General features: G+C 69.1%; 19 protein-coding genes. 11 read left to right on the top strand and 8 right to left on the bottom strand.

Annotated features, from left to right (window positions below; all coding sequences use genetic code 11):
• Nucleotides 1–5: 5 nt before the first annotated feature.
• Both AB0N16_RS31300 and AB0N16_RS31295 read right to left on the bottom strand, forming a co-directional pair.
• Nucleotides 6–1,025, bottom strand: a complete 1,020-nt coding sequence (locus AB0N16_RS31300; protein WP_365802526.1) for a Gfo/Idh/MocA family oxidoreductase — start codon at nucleotides 1,023–1,025, stop codon at nucleotides 6–8.
• Complete coding sequence (locus tag AB0N16_RS31295) at nucleotides 1,022–1,372, bottom strand: hypothetical protein (RefSeq protein ID WP_365802524.1); 351 nt, start codon at nucleotides 1,370–1,372, stop codon at nucleotides 1,022–1,024. Before AB0N16_RS31295 ends, AB0N16_RS31300 begins: the two co-directional genes overlap by 4 nt.
• Nucleotides 1,373–1,455: 83 nt before the next feature.
• Here AB0N16_RS31295 and AB0N16_RS31290 point away from each other — a divergent pair, with 83 nt between their 5' ends.
• The 3 genes from AB0N16_RS31290 to AB0N16_RS31280 all read left to right on the top strand — a co-directional run bounded on the left by AB0N16_RS31290 (nucleotide 1,456) and on the right by AB0N16_RS31280 (nucleotide 5,271).
• Nucleotides 1,456–2,526, top strand: coding sequence for a LacI family DNA-binding transcriptional regulator (locus AB0N16_RS31290; protein WP_365802522.1), 1,071 nt, complete (start codon nucleotides 1,456–1,458; stop codon nucleotides 2,524–2,526).
• A gap of 600 nt (nucleotides 2,527–3,126) precedes the next feature.
• The gene (locus tag AB0N16_RS31285; RefSeq protein ID WP_365802520.1) at nucleotides 3,127–4,932 is read left to right on the top strand and encodes a RecQ family ATP-dependent DNA helicase; all 1,806 of its coding nucleotides are present in this window, start codon (nucleotides 3,127–3,129) and stop codon (nucleotides 4,930–4,932) included.
• Nucleotides 4,933–5,097: 165 nt separating this feature from the next.
• Nucleotides 5,098–5,271 (top strand): hypothetical protein, encoded by a 174-nt coding sequence (locus AB0N16_RS31280; RefSeq protein WP_365802874.1) that lies wholly within the window; start codon nucleotides 5,098–5,100, stop codon nucleotides 5,269–5,271.
• Nucleotides 5,272–5,316: 45 nt separating this feature from the next.
• Here AB0N16_RS31280 and AB0N16_RS31275 read toward each other — a convergent pair whose 3' ends face one another.
• Nucleotides 5,317–5,919, bottom strand: coding sequence for a DUF305 domain-containing protein (locus AB0N16_RS31275; protein ID WP_365802518.1), 603 nt, complete (start codon nucleotides 5,917–5,919; stop codon nucleotides 5,317–5,319).
• A gap of 81 nt (nucleotides 5,920–6,000) precedes the next feature.
• Complete coding sequence (locus AB0N16_RS31270) at nucleotides 6,001–6,402, bottom strand: DUF6153 family protein (RefSeq protein ID WP_365802516.1); 402 nt, start codon at nucleotides 6,400–6,402, stop codon at nucleotides 6,001–6,003.
• A 424-nt stretch (nucleotides 6,403–6,826) separates the two neighbouring features.
• Between AB0N16_RS31270 and AB0N16_RS31265 the strand changes: the two genes are divergently transcribed.
• Both AB0N16_RS31265 and AB0N16_RS31260 read left to right on the top strand, forming a co-directional pair.
• The gene (locus tag AB0N16_RS31265; RefSeq protein ID WP_365802514.1) at nucleotides 6,827–7,639 is read left to right on the top strand and encodes a class I SAM-dependent methyltransferase; all 813 of its coding nucleotides are present in this window, start codon (nucleotides 6,827–6,829) and stop codon (nucleotides 7,637–7,639) included.
• Nucleotides 7,640–7,938: 299 nt separating this feature from the next.
• Nucleotides 7,939–8,718: a hypothetical protein gene (locus tag AB0N16_RS31260; protein ID WP_365802512.1), complete on the top strand. Its 780-nt coding sequence runs from the start codon at nucleotides 7,939–7,941 to the stop codon at nucleotides 8,716–8,718.
• 481 nt (nucleotides 8,719–9,199) lie between these two features.
• Here AB0N16_RS31260 and AB0N16_RS31255 read toward each other — a convergent pair whose 3' ends face one another.
• Complete coding sequence (locus tag AB0N16_RS31255) at nucleotides 9,200–9,907, bottom strand: SDR family oxidoreductase (protein WP_365802510.1); 708 nt, start codon at nucleotides 9,905–9,907, stop codon at nucleotides 9,200–9,202.
• 1,142 nt (nucleotides 9,908–11,049) lie between these two features.
• Between AB0N16_RS31255 and AB0N16_RS31250 the strand changes: the two genes are divergently transcribed.
• A complete protein-coding gene (locus tag AB0N16_RS31250) occupies nucleotides 11,050–12,564 on the top strand; it encodes a transposase (protein ID WP_365802508.1) in 1,515 nt (504 codons plus the stop codon).
• A gap of 73 nt (nucleotides 12,565–12,637) precedes the next feature.
• Here the strand turns inward: AB0N16_RS31250 and AB0N16_RS31245 are convergent, their stop codons facing one another.
• Nucleotides 12,638–13,951, bottom strand: coding sequence for a hypothetical protein (locus tag AB0N16_RS31245; protein WP_365802506.1), 1,314 nt, complete (start codon nucleotides 13,949–13,951; stop codon nucleotides 12,638–12,640).
• 186 nt (nucleotides 13,952–14,137) lie between these two features.
• Between AB0N16_RS31245 and AB0N16_RS31240 the strand changes: the two genes are divergently transcribed.
• A complete protein-coding gene (locus AB0N16_RS31240) occupies nucleotides 14,138–14,686 on the top strand; it encodes a transcriptional regulator (protein WP_365802862.1) in 549 nt (182 codons plus the stop codon).
• A gap of 186 nt (nucleotides 14,687–14,872) precedes the next feature.
• A complete protein-coding gene (locus tag AB0N16_RS31235; RefSeq protein WP_365802504.1) occupies nucleotides 14,873–15,619 on the top strand; it encodes a phage Gp37/Gp68 family protein in 747 nt (248 codons plus the stop codon).
• A 34-nt stretch (nucleotides 15,620–15,653) separates the two neighbouring features.
• Here AB0N16_RS31235 and tcmP (AB0N16_RS31230) read toward each other — a convergent pair whose 3' ends face one another.
• Complete coding sequence (tcmP, locus tag AB0N16_RS31230) at nucleotides 15,654–16,832, bottom strand: three-Cys-motif partner protein TcmP (RefSeq protein WP_365802502.1); 1,179 nt, start codon at nucleotides 16,830–16,832, stop codon at nucleotides 15,654–15,656.
• 595 nt (nucleotides 16,833–17,427) lie between these two features.
• On the opposite strand from tcmP (AB0N16_RS31230), the gene AB0N16_RS31225 reads away from it, so the two are divergent.
• The 3 genes from AB0N16_RS31225 (at nucleotide 17,428) to tcmP (AB0N16_RS31215) (ending at nucleotide 20,020) form a co-directional block, all read left to right on the top strand.
• Nucleotides 17,428–18,690 (top strand): hypothetical protein, encoded by a 1,263-nt coding sequence (locus tag AB0N16_RS31225; RefSeq protein WP_365802500.1) that lies wholly within the window; start codon nucleotides 17,428–17,430, stop codon nucleotides 18,688–18,690.
• A 4-nt stretch (nucleotides 18,691–18,694) separates the two neighbouring features.
• Nucleotides 18,695–19,240 carry a GtrA family protein gene (locus AB0N16_RS31220; protein WP_365802498.1) on the top strand — a complete coding sequence of 182 codons (546 nt, stop codon included), beginning with the start codon at nucleotides 18,695–18,697 and terminating at the stop codon, nucleotides 19,238–19,240.
• Between the two features lie 228 nt (nucleotides 19,241–19,468).
• Nucleotides 19,469–20,020: a three-Cys-motif partner protein TcmP gene (tcmP, locus tag AB0N16_RS31215; RefSeq protein ID WP_365802496.1), complete on the top strand. Its 552-nt coding sequence runs from the start codon at nucleotides 19,469–19,471 to the stop codon at nucleotides 20,018–20,020.
• Between the two features lie 246 nt (nucleotides 20,021–20,266).
• Here the strand turns inward: tcmP (AB0N16_RS31215) and AB0N16_RS31210 are convergent, their stop codons facing one another.
• A complete protein-coding gene (locus tag AB0N16_RS31210; RefSeq protein WP_365802494.1) occupies nucleotides 20,267–21,121 on the bottom strand; it encodes a helix-turn-helix domain-containing protein in 855 nt (284 codons plus the stop codon).
• Nucleotides 21,122–21,176 lie beyond the last annotated feature (55 nt).

The raw sequence follows: 21,176 nt of genomic DNA, 5'->3' as shown, positions 1-21,176 counted from the left end.
GCTGCTCAGCCGGCGGGCGGGAGCAGGGTGCGTGGCCGGACGGGGAAGCCGGCCGCCTGGTAACACCCGTCGATGAGGCGCATGGTGGTCAGCGCGTCCTCCGCATCGAGCGCCAGCGGTGCACCGTCCCGCAGGCGGGCCGCGAAAGCCTCCAACTGGAAGGTGTACGACGACCTGCGGCCGAGTTCCTCGGTACGCTCGCCGACGGGCGTGCGGACCACCACGCGGTCGTCCAGGTGCGGTTGCACGAAGTTCATCGCCGTGGCCTCACCGCGCGTGCCCACCACACGGCAGGTCATCTGCCACTTGTCGTACGCCATATGGCAGTTGGCTACGCCGGTGACCCCGCTCGGGAACTCCAGATCGGCATACAGCCACTCGTCGACGCCCGCCGCCTTGGCTCGCTCGCCACCGCGCGCGGCGACGAGCCTGGGCGCACCACCGGCCCAGGGAGCGAGCATCCGCAGCGCGTGCAGGCTGTAGCACCCGAGGTCCATGAGCGCACCGCCGGCCAGCGGCAGCGACCAGCGCACGTCGGTGTCCGCGGGCGCGGGCATCGCGACCATGGCCTCGACATGCCGTAGGTCGCCCAACTCCCCGCTGTCCAAGAGCTCGTGCAGGCGCCGGGTGACCGGGTGGAACAGATAGTGGAAGCCCTCCATGAACACGGTGCCCGCCTTGGCCACGGCGTCGCGGACCTCGGTCGCCTCCTCGGTGTTGCTCGCGGACGGCTTCTCGGAGAGAACGTGCTTGCCGGCGGCGAGGGCGGCCAGGTTCCACGGGCCGTGCAGGCTGTTGGCCAACGGGTTGTACACGACCTCGATCTCGGGATCGGCGACCAGTTCGGCGTACGAGTCGGCGACGCGCTCGACACCATGGGCGGAGGCGAAGTCCGCGGCCCGGCCCCGGTCGCGGGCGGCCACCGCGACCAGGCGGTGACCGCCCGCACGGGCGGGCCCGACGATCGAGAGTCCGGCGATGCGGGCGGCGCCCAGGACTCCGATCCGCAGGGGTTCGTTCGTCATCCCTTGCGCACCTCGTCGAGTCGTACGGGCCGGTGCTCGTGGAGCGAGAGGGTGCTCGCCTCGGCACCCTTCAGGACGACGATCCCCGGTCCGTCCAGCAGCGCCCGCGCCAACTCGTCCTGGACGCTGCGACGGCTCTCCGGGGTCGCCGCCAGCGAGCGGAGCCGCCCACTGTCGTACAGCGGAACGTTCTCTTCGACCCGCTCCGCCGAGGGATGGTCCGCGGGGGCGGCGCACTGCTCCACGAGGAGGCGGAACGCTTCGAAATCGCAGTCCGCCTCGGTCGGCCAGGTCCGCGCTCCCGCGACTGTGGGAGACCTCCGGGGGTCCTTTCGCAGTCCGTGCATTTCTGCCAGTCTTGAGAACCCGAAGCCATCATTCAATGCTTGCCAGTACATCAAAAGTCCATCAGAACGTCTTGGGATCAGTCATGAGGCACCCCTACCCGATCAGGGAAATCGCCCGTCAGGCAGGGCTGAGCACTGCCACGGTCGACCGCGTACTCAATCAGCGGGGCAATGTGCGGGAGAGCACCGTCAGGGAGGTGCAGGAAGCCATCAAGGACCTGGACCGTCAGCAGGCCCAGGTCCGCATCGGGGGCCGCACCTTCATGATCGACATCGTGATGCAGACACCGGCGCGGTTCTCCACCGCCGTGCGCGAGGCGCTGGAGGCCGAACTGCCCTCTCTCCACCCTGCCATCGTGCGGTCACGCTTCCACTTCCGGGAGACCTGCCCCGCCGCCGAGCTGATCGGGACCCTGGACAAGATCGCCAAGCGGGGTTCCCAGGGCGTGCTCCTCAAGGCCCCCGACCTGCCGGAGATCGCCGCCGCCGTCGGGCGGCTGGTCGCGGCCGGCATCCCGGTCGTCACCCTGGTGACCGACCTCCCGCACAGCGCACGCCTGGCCTACGTCGGCATCGACAACCGTGCGGCCGGCGCCACCGCCGCGTACCTGCTCGGGCAGTGGCTCGGCGACCGGCCCGGCAACGTGCTCACCACCATCAGCCGCGGCTCCTTCCGTGGCGAGGAGGAGCGCGAAATGGGCTTCCGCAGCGCCATGCGCCTCGACCAGCCCCGGCGGACGCTGGTGGAGGTCACCGACAGCGACGGCCTGGATGCCACCCAGTACGACCTCGTGCTCGACGCACTCAAGCACGACGAGGACATCGTCGCCGTGTACTCCGTGGGCGGAGGCAACCTCGCCACCCTGGAGGCCTTCGAGGCCCTCGGACGGGAGTGCGCGGTGTTCATCGCCCATGACCTCGACCACGACAACACCCGCCTGCTGCACGAGCGCCGGTTGTCCGCGGTCCTGCACCACGACCTGCGCCAGGACATGCGCCGCGCCTGCCAGCTCATCATGCGGGCCCACAAGGCACTCCCCGAAGACGGCCCCGCCCTGCCCTCGACGATCCAGGTCGTCACTCCGTTGAACATGCCGCCGGGCGGCCCGCCCATGCCGGTCCTCGACCTGAACTCACGTACGGCCGGCCCGTGAACGGCTCCGCATCTCGCCGACGTCGGCGGGTCGGTGTGTTCGGCGACGCGGACAGGCCTGCGTGCGTTGCGCCCTTGACCACGCCGCCGAGCACGGAAGCTGCCTGTCGTACCTCCTGGAAAGGCGCTCTGTCGATCACCGCCCCGACCTTTACACGACCCGGGAACCAGAGACGCCGACGTCGCCTTCGACGCGATCGCCTTCGTCCCGCACAACAGCAAGGTCACCACGCGGGCATGCCAACTGAAAGACAGCGGCACGTGAGGGGCAGGGACAAGGGGGTGGTGCTGCTGACCGCGGAAAACTCCTGGGCCGCCCCACACCCGGCCCCCCTCCGCATCAGCGGCCGGTGGCCGATCCTCAACCCTCTGGACAGCGCGCCGGTGTCTGCCTGGTTGTCTGCCCCTGGCAGCGCGCTCCGCAGGATTGGTGTGCGGTCCGCCGGGGCGGTCGCCGGGGGCGCGGCAGAACGACGGGTGGGAAAGGCCGGAAGGAATCCTTCGGCGAACGGTCATGGCGACCGCATCACGTGGAGGCGATATCCCGGCGAACCGGGGTAGCCGCCAGACACACGGCGACGCCCACCCCTCAAGGAGAACCATGTTCGCACTCACGTCCCGTCGTCTGCGCGGCATCGCCCGTCGGGTCTTCGGCTGGCAGCAGTTGCGTCCGGCCCAACTGAGTGCGATGAAGGCCGTGATGAAGGGGCGTGACGTACTCGCCGTCATGCCGACCGGCGCGGGCAAGTCCGCCGTGTACCAGGTGCCTGCGGTCCTGCTCGGCGGTCCGGTCGTGGTCGTCTCGCCGCTGATCGCGCTTCAGCGGGACCAGATGCAAAGCCTGCTCGGATCCGGCGCGCTGCGCGCCGCCGCCATCAACTCCGCGCAGCGCCGAAGCGACAACGAGACGGCATGGGCCCGCATCAGTGCCTCCTCGGTCGACGTGGTCTTCCTCGCTCCTGAACAGCTTGCCAAGCCGGATGTCACGGACCGGCTCGCTGCCGTCCGGCCCCGCCTGCTCGTGGTGGACGAGGCGCACTGCGTGTCGTCCTGGGGGCACGACTTCCGGCCGGACTACCTGCGGCTGCGCCACGCGCGCGAGCGGCTCGGCAACCCGCCGGTGCTCGCCCTGACCGCGAACGCGGCGGCCCCGGTACGCCGGGACATCGCCGAACGTCTCGGCATGAACGACCCGGTGGAGATAGTGGCCGGCTTCGACCGCCCCAACATCCACCTGGACGTGACCACCTTCCAGGACGGAGCCGCCAAGGAGCGGTTCGTCGTGGAGCGGGCCGCCGTCGAGGAGAAGCCGGGAATCGTGTACGCGGGCACGCGGCGCGCAGCGGACAGCTACGCCGAGCAGTTGAGCGACCTCGGACTGTCCGCCGCGAGCTACCACGCGGGCCGGTCCGCCGCCGAACGCGGCCGAACCCAGGACCGGTTCAGCTCCGGTGAACTCGACGTGGTCGTGGCGACCTCGGCGTTCGGGATGGGCATCGACAAGGCGAACGTGCGCTTCGTGCTGCACGCGTCCGTCCCCGGCTCGCTCGACGCCTACTACCAGGAGATCGGCCGGGCCGGCCGCGACGGGGCACCGGCCCGGGCGATCCTCGCCTATCGTCCGCAGGATCTTGGCCTGCAACGGTTCTTCGCCGCCGGCGCTCCCGACGCCGACGCGCTGCGCCGCGTCGCCGAGCGGCTGCGCGGCGAGGAGGGCCCGGTGGGCGCGACCCGGCTCCGGACCGACTGCGAACTCGGCGCGACGGCACTGTCCGCCGTGCTGAACCTGCTGGAGGAGGCCGGGGCCGTCCGTACCGGCCGGGACGGCAGCCGCTTCACCGGCGTGGCCGGCGCCGACGGAGCCTTGGCGGATGACGACGTCGACGCCGCGGTGCAGAGCGCCCTCGACGTCTACGCCACGCACCGCAAGCTCGAACAGTCCCGGGTCGACATGATGCGCGGGTACTCCGAGACGACCGACTGCCGGCGGCGGTTCCTCCTCGGATACTTCGGTGAGTCCGTCCCCGTCCCGTGCGGGGCGTGCGACAACTGCACGGGCCCGGCGGCCCAGCCTGCGAGCGGGCCGAGGCGCGAGCGGTCCGGGGACGCCGGACGGCCTGACAAGGCGGCCACGCAGCCACGCCGGTGGCTCCGGGCCGGTGCGCGGGCGGGCGGCTCCGCGGGTGCCGTCCGCGCGGCGGAGCCGGTCGCACGCCCCACGGCGGACGACCACGCCTACCTGCCGGGCGTCCGCGTGCGCCATGACCAGTGGGGCCAGGGCGAGGTCATGAGCGAGGGCGACGGCAAGGTCACCATCCTGTTCGAGTCAGTCGGCTATCGCACCCTGTCGCTGGCCGTGGTGACGGACAAACGGTTGCTCGCCACGTTGCCCGACTCCCCGCGCTGACGCCGGACCCGCGAGCCCCCGGACGTCGAGAGGCGGCGCTGCCGTAGCGGGCGGCGGGCTAGTGGCGGCCCGCGCCCGTCCGCTCACTCGGCATCGACCTGTCCTGCCAACCTGCCCACGGGCGCCGGCTGACGTTCCCGTAGCGTCCTTCCATGGTCGCTCTCGATGCCTCGTCCGCCTCTGCCCGCCGCCGGCGGAACCGCCGCCCGTGGTGGCGTGGGCGCGCGCCGAGCGCGCCCTGGGCACGGCTCGACGATCCGGCTGGCCCCGCCGCTGACCGTCACGACGGAGGAACTGCGGTCGGCGCTGGGCGTGCCGGAGAAGGTGCTCGCGGTCTGAGCGAGGGGTCGGCCGCGCCGGCGGGCGCGGCCGGCCCCGCTCTGATCAGCCCTTCCCGAGCAGCTTGTTCATTTCCCCGATCTCGGCGTTCTGCGCGGTGACGATGTCGCCGGCCATGCTCGTGGCCGGGGCGTAGTCACCCTTGGACTTCTCCGTGGTGGCCATCTCGACGGCGCCCCGATGGTGCTCGACCATCATGGTCAGGAACATCGTGTCGAAGTCCGTCCCCTTGGCCTTCTTCAGCGCGGTCATGTCCTTGTCGTCCATCATCCCGGCCATGTCGGCGTGGCCGCTGTGGTCCATGCCCGCCATGGGCACGTCCTCGCCCCAGGCCTTGAGCCAGCCGGACATGGTCCTGATCTCCGGGTCCTGGGCGTCCTCGATCCGCGCGGCGAGGTCCTTGACCCGCGCCGAGGATGCCCGGCCGGCGGCGAGTTCCGCCATCTCCAGGGCCTGCCGGTGGTGCGGGATCATGCTCTGCGCGAAGGACACATCCTGGGCGTTGTGCGCGCCGGCCGTGGTGGCCGACGCCGACTGCGTGGCGGGTGCGGAGTGCGCGGTGTCATCGCCACTGCCGCACGCGGTGAGAGCGAGTGCGGCGGTCGCGGTCAGCGCGACGAGAACAGCGCGGGTACGCATGGTGGTCATGCCAGATCTCCTGCGGTGGGTGTGAGTGGGCACGCGGCAGCACGACCGCGGCGCTGTACGCGCACGGCCGGCTCGGTGCCTCTAGATCCGCAGCAGCTGTAGTTCGGCCAGATCGGGAGGCGCACGGGCGCCGTCCGGTGCCGTGGCCGGGCAGGAGCCGGCCGTGTGGGCCGCCGCGGGGACGGGTACCGGGTCCGGGACGAGCGCGGGCAGCGCCGGTCCGCCGCTCACCGCGCCCGAGGCGCAGACCGCGTCGGCGTGATGCGCGTGGTCGCTACCGCAGTGGCCGTCGCCGCCGGGACAGCCGTCGTACGCGGTGGCCATGACGGTCATGTGCGAGACCCGTTCGTGCCCGCCGTGCCCCAGGACACCGCCGGGCGCCAGGGCGTGCATGCCGAGCAGCCCTGCCAGCAGCCCCAGCACGAGCAGGGCTCGCCACCGCCGGTACGGCGGTGGCGGGGCGGGCTGCTCGGCGGGGCGCATCGAGACCATCCTATGCACGGCCTGAGAACGGACCGGCACGGGCACCCCCCGAAGCGCCGCGCTGATACCCCGTCACCGGACCGGCGTCGCACGGCGACTGTGCCGGTCGTGCCGAGCCCGGCAGACGTCGGCTTGGGTACCGGCAGCACCGCGCCGCGCACGCACCGGTTCCCTCGGAGCTGCTCTGCGTGCGCGTGCCGCCCGCCCTGGTCCCGCCGATCGCCGACGGCGTCCCGCCCACGGCTGGTGAGGCCGATCGGGTCAGGCGCGGCGCGCCTCGGGTGTGCGGGCGGTCGTCGGTGGAGGATCGGTGATGCGGCCGCCCTGGGACGGGCCGCACCACCCCGTGAGGAGGCCCGGCCGTGAAACTCCGCGACGATCCGCTGTACCGACCGCTCGGGCTCGGCGGCACTCCGGTGACGGCATGACCACCGCTCCGGGCGGCGGCCACTACGGCGAGGCCGTCTTCCGTCCCGAACAGGCGGGCGAGGGTGAGCGCATCGACGTCGGCGCCCTCGTCTACGACGACCTCACCATGGCGCGGCTGCGCGCGCTCGGGGCCGGCCCGGGCTGGCGTTGCCTCGACGTGGGGGCCGGCACGGGCACGGTCTCCCGCAGGCTCCTGGACGAGGCCGGGGTGGAGAGCGTGCTCGCCGTGGACCGGGACGTACGTTTCCTCACCGAGCGGCCCGGGCTCGACGTGCTGGAGGCCGACATCACCGCCGCCCCGGACTCGATCCGCGGCCGGTTCCGGCTCGTCCACGCACGCTTCGTGCTGATGCACCTGTCCGAGCACGACCGTCTGATCACCGCGTTGGCCGGACTCGTGGAACCGGGCGGGGTGCTGGTGCTGAGCGACGCGGTCGATCTGACGAGCGACCGGACGCCCGGCACCCCGTACTCCACGGTGATGCGGGCGATGTGGCAGGGACTGCGGGCGACCATCGGCACCGACGTCTCCTGGGTGCCGTCCTACCCGCAACTGCTGCGGGGGGCGGGGCTGGTGTCCGTCGCCGCCGAGATCCATGTGCCGCCGCTGCTGCCGGGCAGTCCCATCAGCCGCTTCTGGGCGGACACCTGGGAGCGGAGCCGGGCGGCGATGCTCGCCACCGGCCTGGTCGACGACGCGGCCGTCGACGCGGCGGTCCGCTACCTGGAGTCCGACGAGTGCGCCGCGCTGTCCGCCGGCATGCTGACCGCCTGGGGACGCAAACCCGAGGCGGAGACTGCGCGCTGACGCGCCGCGAACAGCGGGCTCCCGCTTCCGCCGGGGCGCCACCCGCTCAGACTTGCCAACGCCCTGCGCCCGCTCCCGGAGCATGGCGTCGAGCTGCGGGACCTCCCGCGGTTTGCCTGCGGCGGTGACTCGGCGTACCCGGTCGTATCCAAGGGCCGCATCTGCGCAGAAACAACACACAGGCTGCACACTGCCCAGCCAAAGGCTCGCTACCGTTCTGGCCGTTCGATCCCATGTGTGATCGAGATCAGGCCACGGCCGAGGACGCCGCTGGCGCAGTCGAGTCAGGAAGACCGCGGATGGACTACTGCTCCTCGTGCCGTCGGCACCTCAACGGCGCCCTGGCGTGCCCCGGTTGCGGCGCCTACGCCCCGGACATCGCGCCCCGCGCGGTCCCGACGCCCTGGCAGGCCCCGGCCGACAGCGCCTGGCACGACGGCACGGACTACCCGGAAGGCGCGGACGAGGTGGTGGAGTCCGCCGAGGATTCGTACGACGACTCCCCCGCCGTGGCTGCCGGGCCGCTCGGCCGGGCGGCCCGGCGCCGTCAGCGGGTCCGCTGGAAGAAGACCCAGCGGCGGGCCTTGGTGGCCACCGCGGTCGCCCTGGTCGGCGGCGGTCTGACCGTCGCCTCGCTGGACCGGCAGTCCACGGACCGGGCGCAGGCGGCCAGCGCCCCGGACACCACCACCATGGGAGTCGCGGACGAGGAGGCAACCGAGCCCACGCCGTCGGCGTCGACACCGACCGGCCGCCACCGGGCCCCTGACCCCACCCCCTCCGCCCGGTCGACGGCCACCGCCAACGCGCCGCACGAGCAGACCGTCGGCACGCCCCAGGCCACCTCGACACCCCGTCGCCGGCTCACCGTCATATCGGTGCCGTCCACGACGTCGTCCGCCGCCCAGCCCCAGGCCGCGGCCGCGGGCACGGCCTCCGGTAGCACCGCCACCCCGTCGGAGCCGACGGCCACGCCCACACCCACCGCCGATGACAGCACGCCGGCGCAGCCGGCGAGTCCCGCCCCGACCGCGACCGCGCCCTCGCAGCTCTGTCTGCTGGTCATCTGCATCGGCTGAGGGCAGGCACCGCCTCACCGCCTCACCGCCTCACCGCCTCACCGCCTCACCGCCTCACCGCCTCACCGCCTCACCGCCTCACCGCCTCACCGGGCGTCTCACTCCTCGATCCGGTCCACCAGTCCCCAGGCCAGGGCGCGTTCGGCGGGACGGGCCGACCGTCGAGGGCCACGTACAGGGTGCGTCGGCGGCCGATCCGGCGTGGGATGTTCACGGCGACGCGACGCGACGCGACCCGGCCGGCGCGTCGCTGGCCGGACACCTGCCGCGCCCGTGTCGGCCCGTGTCGCCGAGGACTGGGCCCGCGGCGGTGCCCCGTTCTGACCGGTCACCCCGACGGGCCCCCGCTGCTGCCGCCCGGTGTGGCGGCCACCTTCGCGGCCTGGCTGGCCGCTCACATCACCGCCGCCGGTGCCGCGGGGTTCGACGGTGCCTCCCTGCTCGCCGAGCGGCACCGCGCCCCGGCTAATTCAGCTGTGACTCACCAGGCCAGCGGGCCGTTGACGTCGAAGTAGCCGCCGGTCGGTCCGTCCGGGCCGAGCTGCGCCATCCGGACGATGATCTCGGCGCCCTCCGCCACGGTCTGCGTGCCCGTGTTGCCGTTCAGGTCGGTCTTGGTGAAGCCGGGCTCGACCGAGTTGATCCGCATGGCCGGGAACGCCTTCGCGAACTGCACGGTGAGCATGTTCACGGCGGTCTTGGAGGTCGGGTACGCGATGCCCGGGTAGAAGTGAGCGGGGTGGTCGGGGTCGGAGAGGGCCGTCAGCGAGGCCAGACCGCTGCTGACGTTGACCACGACCGGTGCCGCCGAGCGTCGCAGCAGCGGCAGGAAGGCGTGCAGGACGCGGACCACACCGAAGACGTTGGTCTCGAAGGTGTTCCGCATCTGGTCGGCGGTCACGGTCTCGGCGGTGGGCACGCTGTTGTCCGCGGTCCGGGTCTCGATCCCGGCGTTGTTGATCAGGACGTCCAGTCCGCCGTCGGCCTCGACGGTCTTGGCCGCGGCGTCGACGGAGGCGTCGTCGGTGACGTCGATGAGGACGAACCGGGCGCCCAGTTCCTCGGCGGCCCGGCGTCCGCGCCCGGCGTCCCGGGCTCCGATATACACGGTGTGACCTGCGGCGATGAGCTGGCGGGCGGTTTCGTAGCCGATGCCCTTGTTGGCTCCGGTGATCAGTGTTGTCGTCATGCGTCCAGCCTGCGCCCCGGCCGCCCGGTCAGCCAGCAGATCCTTCTTCCTGGGACTGCCGGTACCACCGACGCACCCCTCTGACCTGGGCTTACTGAGGCCGAAACGGCTGTGACCTGCTAGGTCGGGTTGCAGAGGCGATCGAAGGCAGTCAGAGGAAAACACTCTGATTCGACCCCGGTTCGACCCGGGTCGCCCAGAGGCAGTCAGAGGCATCAGCCTCCCAAACTGCCCCTTGAGCGACCGGCGTTGGCCAGTACGATCCAGGGTGGCAACTCTGACAGGCCTCCCGGTCGTCTCCGGTCGAGCCGCGATGGGGACGCCTGCCTCCGACCGGTGCCGGAGCGCACGAAAGCCCCCAGGACGGCAGTCCTGGAGGCTTCGCTGGCACCGATTGGAGGTCGGTTCCGGACACCACCTCTGATTTAGAGGTCCTCGGTGGCATCCATGTCCTTGGGACGACCCCAGAATGCCAGACTCCACAGCCCACCCGCACGACTCCCCGTCGGCTTCACGTCCGGACTTTTCCCACCAGAGGCAACCACAGGCAGCCACACCACGCGGCATGGACTCGCCTCCCTCCCCAAGCCCGCCGCCGACCTGGTCCTGCTCGGCGACCTCACCGGCCGCTACGCGGCAGGCAGCTACAGCAGGCTCAGTGCCGACGGCCGCAGGGTGACCTTGCGCGGCGACCGCCAAGGCATATCGGAGCACGGTCACCGGATCACCGCGGCAATCGCCTGCCACGTGGCTCGCGTCGGCGGAAGCGTCGAGCAGCTGACCCGGCTGCTGCTACACCCCGACCACGAGGGCGGCCGCCACGCCCGGAACATCGCCCTGTGCTCCGGACCGTCCCGCGCATCGGACTACATCCACCGGGTGTGGGCCAGCGCCGTCACAGCCGTCAGCACCAGCATGGTGCTCGGTTCCCGTGACCACGCCTATGAGTTCCTGGCCGCGCTGCGGGACCGGATCGAGACCACACAGTGGCGCGGGGAGCGGGGCCGTACCGCGCTGCGGGTCCTGCGGGCGCACCTGAACTTCGCCGAGTCCGCCGGCGGCCCGCTGCACCACGCCAGCGAGCGGCAGTCCGCCGAGGAGGCCTGGGGCGTCCGGGTCTTTCGCCTGCTCAACTGGCCACCGTGTGTGTGCTGCAGTTCGTGCTGGGTCTGTCGGAGCGGCAGGCTGCCGAGGCGGTCCGCTGCCGCATCGACTTCAAGTACGCGCTGGCCATGGAGCTGGATGACCTCGGCTTCCACCACAGTGTGCTGGCCGACTTCCGCGACCGTCTCGCCGAAGGCGACCGTGCCGACCGCCTCCTCGACCTTGCTCTGGCCCGCCTCAGGGAGGCCGGGCTGGTGCGCGAGCGCACCACGCAGCGCACCGATTCGACCCATGTCCTGGCCGCGGTCCGTGACCTGACCCGCCTGGAGCTGATCACCGAGGCGGTACGCGCCGCGCTGGAAGAAGTCGCCAGCATCTCCCCTCACCTGCTGGACCAGCTGGTCGACGAGGACTGGGGACGCCGCTACGGACGTCCGGTCCGCCTGGGTAAGAACCCCACCAAGCCCAAGACCAGGATCCTCGCGACTGGCAACGACGCCGTCCGGCTCCTGGAACATCTCCACCGTCACGGAGCAGACTGCACGTCCGGCCCTCAAGTCCGGGCCCTGCGCCAGATCATGGTCCAGAACTACCACCATGACACCGCAGGCAGGCTGTGCTGGCGCACCGCCGAGAAAGAGGAGGGGCCCGGGCTGCCGCCCTCGTCCCTGGCGATCGTCTCCCCGTATGACACCTCGGCCCGCTACGCCCGGCACGGACACATCATCAGCTGGAAGGGATTCTCCGCTCACCTGACGGAGACGTGTGCTCCCGACGGCCCCAACGTGATCACGGACGTGGTCACCACCGCGGCCACCACGCACGACAGCCAGGTCCTGCCCGGCATCCACACCCGCCTCGCGCGCCGCGGGCTGCTGCCCGCCGAGCACCTGGTCGACGCCGGCTACACCTCGCTGCCCCACCTGGAAGAAGCCGCCCGTGAACACCAGGTCACCGTGTCCGGGCCGCTCCGGAGCAACGCCACCCGCCAACACCGCCAAAACGAGGGCTTCGCCCGGGACGACTTCCACATCGACTACGACAATCAGCAGGTCACCTGCCCCCGGGGACAGGTCAGTGCGGGCTGGCACGGCCCCTACCCGACCTCCTCGCCCACCGCGGCCCCGCTGATCGTGGCCCGGTTCACCAAGAGCCAGTGCCGACCGTGTCCGGTCCGCACCCGGTGCACCACCACCGCCGACAGCGCCCGGACCGTTGGCTTTCCCCCACGAGAACTCCGCGACCTGCAACTCCGTGTCCGCACCCGAGCAACAGACGCCCGAGTGGAAGGCCCGCTACGCGGTCCGCTCGGGCGTGGAGGGCACGGTCAACGAGTTCGCCACGGACACGGCATGCGCCGCTGCCGCTACCGAGGACAGCCAAAAGCCCACATCCAGCATGTCCTGACGGCTATTGCCGTCAACCTCGAGCGTCTCAGCAGACTGTCGCCGGCCGAGGAAACACCCCGGCCCCGCCGGCCGACCGCCTTCCAGGACTACCTCGACCAGCGCGAGATAGCCCGGCCGAAGTCCTGGCGAACCCTGGGCAGCTGACCTCGGCAATTCCAAGATCCCCGACAGAGTCAAGGTTACTGGTGGCCGGGCGAGTTCGTTACCGCGGCGCGGCTCATTGCTGGGCCTTGATGTCCCACAAGGTCCGCTCGACGGGGCCGGTGGAGAGATTGACGAGACCGTACCGGCTCACCAGTTCCCGTTGGTCCTCCCCGGACAATGGCCTGCTGCCATTGTCGTCCTTGCGTGTAATGGCCGACCACACAGCTGCACCATGCGTGCCGAAGGACCAGTAGACGGTGACGAAGCGCGGTTGCCTGATGGTTTCGTCGATCTCGTTGTTCTCGTGCACCCGGGCACGGTAAAGGAGGGAGTCGGTGCCGTTCTTCTGCTGGTCCTTCACCCATTTCGGCGCGTCACCACCCCAGGAGGTCGTCACGAACTGGAGTGGTGGATCCAGCACGACCTGGTCCTTGCGCGCAAGGCTCGCGCTGGCGTAGAAGGCCAACTGGTCATACCGCGTGTCGATGGGTAGTTCCACCACCAGGCGCGTGGTGAAGGAGTCGCTCGGCTCGATCCAGTTTCCGGGCTGCATCCAGGGTTTTGCCTCCACCAACTGGCCAGTCTGGTGGATCTCCCTGCGGGAGAGCGGGTTCGCCTCCCCCGAGGACTGGGCAAACTGTTCGGCATCGCTTCGCCACTGCGGACGGAGTCGGTCGTGGGGGCTCAGCCCCACCTGTTCCCCCATGGCGTGGACTTCCGTGCCGAGCACGTAGAACCCCACGTCGGCGTGGTTCTGGAGTGTGATGTCAACCGGTACGGTGAACGCCTTGCGGTCCTTGCGTAACACAGCCTTCCCAACAGACAAGGTGATGACAGGCCTGGCCTCACGCCGGTACGGCAGATAAAGGTTCTGGTAGCCGAAATTGGTGACAGCGAGGGCCGAGGAGACCAGCAGCGCAGCGGCCACCCGCTTCGGGGCGGGGACCGTGACCGACGTCCGCCACACGGCGTAGAGAGCCCAAGCCGCCCCCGCCGTGAGTACGGCGAAGAGCACCTTGAAAAGCAGCAGATCGCCGTTCTTCACCGTCCTGAGCAGCAGCAAGGCGTCGGCCAGGAACGCCGCAAACACACCGATCAGTACGACCAGACCAGAGTGCTGGAAGCTGTGCCCGATCCAGTAGTCCAGGACTGCGCCGGCAGCCAAGAGCGTGGTGAACGCGATCGTGATGAGGACGGCACCGGTGAGGCGACCGGGGAAGGTCAGAGCATGGACGAAGTTGCCAATACCGAACCAGCTCAGCAGCACCATCGTCGCGAGGAGGACCAGCAGGATCCCTGCCATGTCGAGCCGGGTCCGCCGGGTATTCAGCGAGGGCCGGAGCACTTTCGGGCGCAAGCCGTTGTGCGGCTTGGGGGGAGTCCGCACTCGATCACCTCCTGAGGTCGCGGGTCGTGCCCTGCGCGTGCGCAGGACGGGTATCTCCACGCGCTGGGCGGGGAAGACGTGACGTGCGTGGGCGGGCCGGCCGCCGGAGATCCGCTGTCGTGCAGGGGGCTCGAACATCATCATCCCGCGGTGAGCCACCGAGTCGCCATCGGTGTGCGCCCGGAGGTGGGAAACCGACGGAATTTCGTGGCCGGGTCTGCCCACCCCACCCACGCCCTGGACGCGCTCGCCGGGTACGTCGCGACCCCGATCACGGCACGGCGTGGCCGGCTCGCCCGCCTGCACTACCTCACCCGCACCGACCACGCCCGGGCCGCCGCCCGCCAGGCCGGCCTGACCGCCACTCCCCGCACGATCCGGGCCTGGCTCGCCGGCACCCGCTCCCCGTCCCGTGCGAACCTCGCCGCGATCGAGCAGGCCTACCGCGCCGTACGACGCGAGAACGCCGCCCGCTACCTCCTTGCCCGCCTCAACCGCGACGGGCGCGGCACCCGCGTGGAGTTCCACCCGCTCAACCAGTCGCAGGTCTCCCGCACGCGCCAGAGGCCCGTCGAGTTCCGGACCCTGAACGTACGGCGGTGGGGCCGGATCGTCGGCGCGTGGGCCGCTGGCGACGAGCAGGAGCTGGCCGACGCGTGGATCGACCAGGTCGTCGACTTCGGTTCCCAGTGGGGCCAGTACGAGTACGTCACCAACATCGGGTTCGCCGCATGACGGCGCCTTTACAGCGGGCCCATCGCCCCACTGGATGGGAACCTCTGTTCTATCGATGGGGTGATGGAAGCCGCACGGAAGCCGGATGGTTGGATGCCGGTACCGGTCGTGAGCCGTCTCGTTGGGCACGACAAGTCACAGCGGTACGGGCGGACAGGCCCGGTTCGAGGGGATGGAGAGCCGGCCGTGGGTGATCGCAGTTCGATCGAGTGGACCGAGGCGACGTGGAACCCGACCACAGGATGTGACCGCGTTTCCGAAGGCTGCGACAACTGCTACGCGTTGACGCTGGCGAAGCGCTTGAAGGCGATGGGCTCGCCGAAGTACCAGGCCGACGGCGACCCGCGGACGTCCGGGCCCGGTTTCGGGCTGACGGTGCATCCAGACGCGCTGACGGTGCCGTACGGATGGAAGAGCCCACGCACCGTGTTCGTGAACTCGATGAGCGACCTGTTCCACGCCAGGGTCCCGCTCGACTATGTGCGCCGCGTCTTCGACGTGATCGCTGACACTCCGCAGCACACCTACCAGGTCCTGACCAAACGGGCGCGGCGCCTGAGGCAGGTAGCCGATCGCCTGGAGTGGCCGGCGAACCTGTGGATGGGCGTCTCGGTGGAGAGCGCGAAGGAACTGCCGCGTGTGGACGACCTGCGGCAGGTGCCGGCGGCGGTGAAATTCCTGTCGTGTGAGCCGCTGTTGGGTCCCCTGGACGGCCTGGAACTGACAGCGATCGACTGGGTCATCGCGGGAGGCGAATCCGGACCGGGGCATCGGCCGCTGAACGAAGCATGGGTGACCCAGATCCGCGATACCTGCCAGCAAGCGCAGGTGGCGTTCTTCTTCAAGCAGTGGGGCGGCCGAACACCGAAGGCAGGCGGCCGTGAGCTTGACGGCCGGACCTGGGACCAGATGCCGCTGCCAGTTGCCGTGTGAGCGGTCCGGGCACAGCGCTGCCCGGACCGGCCCGTCATGCGGCGGCACTCCTGGGATGGACCGTGATCTCCCGGGTCCTCTTCACACCCGCACCGTCGCTCGGCGTCTTGCCCTGCTTGTGCAGGTGCTGTACAGCTTGGCGCGCCGCCGGTTCGGTCACCTGCCCGTAGAAGTCCCCGAAGATCTCCAGCGTGTAGTCCACGAGTTTGACCGGCCGTCGGCTGCGCAGCAGAACCTTCTCCAGGTTGTCTGCGATCTTGGGAATCGCCCCGAGCGCGATCTCCTTCGGGTCCGGGCGCATGGGCCACAGCGCCAGCTTCCCCTCGCTCTCCTCGCGCGCGTCCAGCGTCTTCCACCATTCGTCCCGGGCCCGGGCGACTGAATCGCCGAACACCCACAGGCCGTACTGACTGCGCGTGGCGAAGACCAGCCGGTAGACAGCACGCTTGTGCGCATCGTGGGAGACCGGTACCGACTGCACGAACATGCCGGTGCGCTGGGCAAGCAGACGGGAGTACTCAGCTGCCACGGCCTCGATGGCGTCCTCAGCGGCACCCTCTTTCGCCGTGGGGGCAGCGGCTTCGGCGAAGTACCCCCGCCACCAGGTGCCGCCGCACACGTCGTCGAAGCGCTGTAGCGACCTCTCGTTGCCTTTCGGGGAGCGGACGTGACCACCCAGGCGCCACACGGCCATCATGCTGAAGTTCATCAGCAGCTCGGTCGGCGGCTTCTTCTGCGGCCGCTGCCGTGCCAGCACATCCACGAGCCGACGCTTAGGCAGAACCAGCCCGCACGGGTCCAGGAAGAGGAACAGCGGCGCGCGCGCAGCCCGCTGAACCACGCTGTCGAGAACTGTGTCGACCTCGCCGCGGCGGGCATGGGCCAGCACCTTGCTGGCCTTGTAGTGCTCGACAACCTGGTTCAACCGCTCGAACGACTTCTGCTGTGCCTCCGTAAAGAAGCATTCCATGGTGATTCCATGCCGGGCACGGAAGTAGGAGGCCACCCGCAGGGCGATCTCCGCTGAGGCAGGATCGCCGTTCTCGTATCGGCCCTCACCTGCGTACCCGTCCAGATAGACCACGCGCTTGTCCTGCGACTGAAACCCCGTCATGCCGCCGAACTGAGGCAAATAGCGCTTCAGCAACTCGTGCTTGAACACGCTCGGCAGAGCCTTGTCTTTCCAGTAATCCCCGCCCGTTCCGCTGGACATAGAGCCCCCACTCCATCACGGCTCAACTAACCGTCTGTAATGCATGGTCAGCCACTCACCCGAACCCGACAAGAGGTTCATCACGCCACCCGCGCCCCTCAGCAGCAGCGGCTACGGCGCAAAAGATCACGGAGCCCCTGCCTCCGGTTCCCGACGTAGCCCGTTCGAGTGAGCGCTTACCTCAGTGCCCGGCACCGGCGCAGAAGGCAACAGCCCATCGAGATCTGACCTATCGCGCCGTCTCACCCGGAGCTGTCCTTTGAGAGCCCTCCGCGGCCCCAACCCTCGATGGTGACTGGCCGTCAGTAGCGCCGCAATCGCCCAGTGGGCCACCCAGCGTCATCGCACACTGCGCAGCCAATTGAGTTGGCGCCGCCGGGACCTAAGATCCTAATAGCGGCGCGGGAATTCAAATTGCCCAACTATACCTGTTATGTTCGTCTCCGGCATGCCGCTCCCCCCCCCCGCGAGGTCTGCATTGTCTACACCGCCGCCAGTCTCCGCTGCGTCAGTGCTGCCATGGAGAATTCTGCGACACCTCGCGCCACCGTGCGTCACGGGCTATGGACGAAAGCTTTTTCCGCTGCTCGCACCCGTGATCTTCATCGCGCTCCAATGTCTCGTTGGCCCGCGGTGGACAGGCATCACCGGCGATTCCTATGAGTACGCACGTATCAGTCTGCAGATACTGGGAAAGCCCCACGCTCAGGCCGAACAGGAGGCGTGGAAGTGGTGGTGTGCAAGCAAGGCCTCCGAAGAGGCCCGGACTGCTCGAGTCGACCCCATCCGCTTTCGTGAGCCTTCACCACAAACGGCCTCCTACCGGAGGTGTGCACAGCAGTATGCAGCCTACGCAGCGACCACTCCGACGCAAAGGACTCGTTACCAGGCCATCTTTAACGGCCGCCCTGGTTACCCAGCTCTCGCCTCCCCAGCCATTGCGGCATTCGGGGTGGGCGGCGGGCTGTGGGTGACGGACGTATTCATCACAGCCGCAGCCGCGTTACTCACCGGGCTTCTGCTGCATGCCGCAGGGAGTGGCACACTGGGCATGCTGCTCGGTCAAGGGGTATATCTGCTGAGCCCACTCGGGGTATGGAGTATGCGGCCGCTCGCTGACGGCACGCTCAATGCCACGGTGATCGCCGTGCTGCTGGCAACCTGGTGCCTCCTTGGCCGACGCCACGTGGTACTCGCCAGCGGTGCACTGGCCGCCGGACTAACCGCGGCTTGCGCCGTGAAATACTCTTCTGGTCTTCTGCTGGGTCTTTGCCTGATCTCAGTCGTGGTCCTGTGCTGGATCTTTGTCCCAAACACCCGCCATGCTGGCACCGTAATACTGGCCGCGCTCGCATCCACGGCAGCCGCCGCCACGTTGTCCCTCATGCGGTTGCTGGGACTGCCGGGCACGAGGGACACCCTCCAAGACACGTTCACTCGTCACTTCCACCGGCCCGATGTGGCGAATCCCTGGACACTGCTTGCTGAGCTGAACGTTCATTACTGGTGGGAGTGGCTTCAGCAGCAGGCGGCGTTGCCCTTGTTCCTGGTGCTGACAGGTGTTGCGGGATGGGCCCTACTGCGCTGGGCTCCAGTACTCGGCTACTTGGCCGTAGCCGCGGCGGCAATGGGGGTTTTGACCGTGGTGTCGCATCCGCTAGGTACCGACGGAGACAGACTGGGCGTCCTGATCTGGACACCGGTGGTATTTGGCCTCCCTTTTGCGATCACACGACTGCCGGGACTGCGTACCAAACCAAGCACGGGGACGGCCTGCCCAAGCTACCAGAAATCAGTGATGGTGAGCACGAAACAACAAGCCTCTGACGCCACTGCGGAACCTCAACAGGCACCTTAGAGCCATGAAGAATACAAACAATCGCGGCGCCAAGCCGACGGGACTATGGGGGCGGGTCAAGTACTTCTTCCCCGAGATTACAAAATTCAGTGCCGTCGGCGGGGCAGGCGTCCTAGTCAACATCTCAGTCTTCAACCTAGTCCGGCATGTCATCAACCTGCGCGTGGTCAGAGCCGGCATCATCGCAACCGTCGTCGCCATTGCCATCAACTACTTGGGCTTTCGCTACTTCACCTATCGGGACCGCGACAAGACCAGCCGTGCCCGCGAGCTAAGCCTCTTCCTAACGTTCAGCGGAGCCGGACTGGTGATCGAGAACGGTGTGCTCTATGTGGCAACCTATGCCTTCGGCTGGGACAGTCCGTTGCAGAGCAACATCTTCAAATTCGCCGGCATCGGGCTGGCTACCCTCTTCCGCTTCTGGTCCTACCGCACCTGGGTCTTCAAGGCCGCAGCGCTGCCAATCCACGATGTGCTGCACCAGGCGCCGCCGCTCCTGACCGCTCATGAACCGGGAGCCGACTCGGCATCGGGTGACCAAACTCGATAGCCCCTCTTTCGTCCTGTTTTTGTAGGGGGTTGTCGGCGAATGGGCTGTCTGTCGTTGTCGTCTCTCGGATGAAGCTGCGCGGCATGTCGGTGTGGGTGTGCGGGTTGTGGACAGTCCGGGTGCAGGGGTCCTGGCGTGGCGCCACGGTGCCACTCGGCGTCACAGGACAATAAGTCCCGCAGCGGTGACGCTGGGTGTCCAACCGGTGTGGGGTCAGGGGGAGAAGCCATGCGGCGAGCGGAGGAACTGAAGGAGCGGACGGTCTGGAAGAGCGATCCGCACACTCAGGTCAAGCACCTCGTGTATCGGCACTACCTGCAGTGCTGGATGGGCAAGAGCTGTCAGACGTTTCCCGAGGCCACGATTGTGGACGCCTTCGCCGGCCCTGGCGTGTACACCGACAGCCCGCCCGGCTCGCCCGTCGTGATCGCCAGAACCTTCCTCGAGCACACCGCCTACCAGCGCTTCAACCGGCTCAACCTCATATGCCTCGAAGAACGCCCTGACCGGGTGGAGGAACTGCATCGGCAGTTCGCCAAGCTGCCCAAGGCGCCGAAGCTGCACATCAGCATCCAGCCGCCCGGCAAGTTCGCCGAGCAGCAGCCCCGACTGTCCGCCCTCGCGCGCCGGCCGCGCGGAGACCCCCGTCCTGTGGGTGGTCGATCCGTTCGACCTGAAGAGCGCGCCGTACTCGCTGATCCGGCAGTGCCTTGCCGCACCACGAGACGAGGTGCTGTTCACCCTCTTCACGAACGAACTGCACCGCTTCTGCCAGCGTGAAGGCTATGACGAGGCCATGATGCCGTACTTCGGCGGCACCCACTGGCAGGCGGCCGTACCCGAGAAGCGGGGACAACACGCCAGACCTGAAGCGGCCGCACCTGACCGCGCTCCCCGGAGGTCCGCCCCTGTCGGTGGACTGAACTCAGTCCGGCTGTCGCCCAACCCGTGATCATTTTCACGCACGGCGAGTCGCCCTCACTGTCGCGCAACCCCGGCGTGAGAAGACCACTGACGGAGTGAAGCTCAGGAACCTGCGTTGAAGCACTCCCGGCCCGGTCGGCCAGCTGAGGGGTAGTAGCAGCACCGCAGTCCCGTGGCGTGCGCAGCCGCGATCATGGTGGTGGTGACCATCCCTCCAGCCGTAGGCAGGGCAGTTGGAGTGGTGGCGGCCTGGGCATGTCCGTCAGGGCTGGTGACCTCGATGCGGAAATCGCGGTGTGTGGGCCAGCTGCGTACCCACCCGGCCTGACAGCTCGGGCTGAGACGGATCTCCAGCCGGGTGCCGTCGGCCGCCGTCCGCGAACCCACCGTTACGGGATCTTCGCACGCCGTTGTCATCGGATCGCGGCCCTCGCAGGAGCGCAGACGACAGATAGGCGGCCGGGCGTCGGACGCCCGGCCGGTCCCGTAGGAAGCATGAATGATCGCGGCGGGTACGAGCATCGCCGTACCCAGGAGCAGAACTGCCGCCGTGGTGGCCCGAGGCCGCACGGTGATCAGTGTGGAAACAGCGAGCAGCGCTCGACGCATGGGGCTGCGCGGGGCCTTGGGCTCCTTGTCGTGGCTCCCGTCAGCATGAGCGGTGCTCTGGTCCGGCTTGGGTTCGGCGGGGGATGAGGTGTTCCCGCCTCGGTTCCATTCCGCCTCCGCACGTTCCCACCGCGCCAGGACGGCTTCCTCGTCTACCTGCGCCGCCCGGCACAGCGCCTGCACGGCATGCCTGGGAGGAAAATGCTTGGCGTTGAGATACCGCTCCCAGGACGATTTGCTGATGGCGGTCTTTTGCCCCAGCTCCGTCAGGCTCAACCGGCTGCGGTCCTTGAGGTGACGCAGGTCGTTGACCAGATCCCGGTACGCGGCTGGCAAATTCTGTGGCAACGTCCGCCAGTGGGACCTGCCGGGTAAGTGCCCCATAGCTGGGATCTTCCTTTCT

Origin of the sequence: Streptomyces sp. NPDC051105 (assembly GCF_040682795.1) — a bacterium.
GTDB lineage: Bacteria > Actinomycetota > Actinomycetes > Streptomycetales > Streptomycetaceae > Streptomyces.
The sequence above is the reverse complement of the archived record's forward strand: the minus strand, read 5'-3'. Positions and strand labels throughout refer to the sequence as shown.